The 773-nt window shown below is 76.1% G+C and carries 2 protein-coding genes; both read right to left on the minus strand.

All coding sequences use genetic code 11. The annotated features are described in order from the left end of the window. A partial coding sequence (locus PROKR_RS18725) for an AAA family ATPase (RefSeq protein ID WP_036965637.1) occupies window positions 1–514 on the minus strand: 514 nt, incomplete at its 3' end. Continuing rightward, window positions 511–773 (minus strand): dTMP kinase (locus tag PROKR_RS32870; RefSeq protein ID WP_425414911.1); only part of this gene is annotated, 263 nt, incomplete at its 5' end. The genes PROKR_RS18725 and PROKR_RS32870, both read right to left, overlap by 4 nt.

The raw sequence follows: 773 nt of genomic DNA on the forward strand, positions 1-773 counted from the left end.
CGGCGACCGCCTGCGGCGGCGGCACGCGCAGCACCACGCCGCGGCAGCGCGAGCGGATGGTGGGCAGCACGTCCTGGACCGACGGCGCGCACAGCACCCAGACGGTGTGCGGCGGCGGCTCCTCGATGGCCTTGAGCAGCACGTTGGTGGTGCGCTCCGCCATGCGGTCGGCGTCCTCGATGACGATGACGCGCCAGCGGCCGCCCGAGGGCGACCGGGACGCCGTCATGATCAGGTCGCGCACCTCGTCGATCGCGATGACCACCTTCTCGGTGGCCAGCAGCGTGACGTCCGGGTGGGTGCCCGCCATCGTGGTGGTGCACGCCTGGCACACGCCGCACCCGCCCTGCGGGCACTGCAGCGCCGCGGCGAAGGCGCGCGCGGCGACCGACCGGCCCGAACCGGGAGGGCCCGTCACGAGCCACGCGTGCGTCATGGCGGCCGGGTTGGCCACGGCGGCCTGCAGCGCGGCGACGGCGGACTCCTGCCCGACGACGTCGTCCCACACCGTCACGAGCGGTCCTCGGGACGGGGGGCCGTGACGGCTGCTGCCTCGGTGACCACGGGCGTCAGGCCCAGCCGCGCCACGACGTCGACCCGGATCTGCGCCTGGATGTCGTCGACCGGGGCCGCGGCGTCGATGACCACGTAACGCTCCGGGTCGGCCGCGGCGCGCTGGAGGAACGTGTCGCGCACCCGCGTGTGGAACTCGAGGCCGGCCCGTTCCAGCCGGTCCAGCGCGCCCTTGCCCTCGGCCGCGGCGCGGCGGGGGG

The organism is Promicromonospora kroppenstedtii DSM 19349 (assembly GCF_000515355.1).
GTDB lineage: Bacteria > Actinomycetota > Actinomycetes > Actinomycetales > Cellulomonadaceae > Promicromonospora > Promicromonospora kroppenstedtii.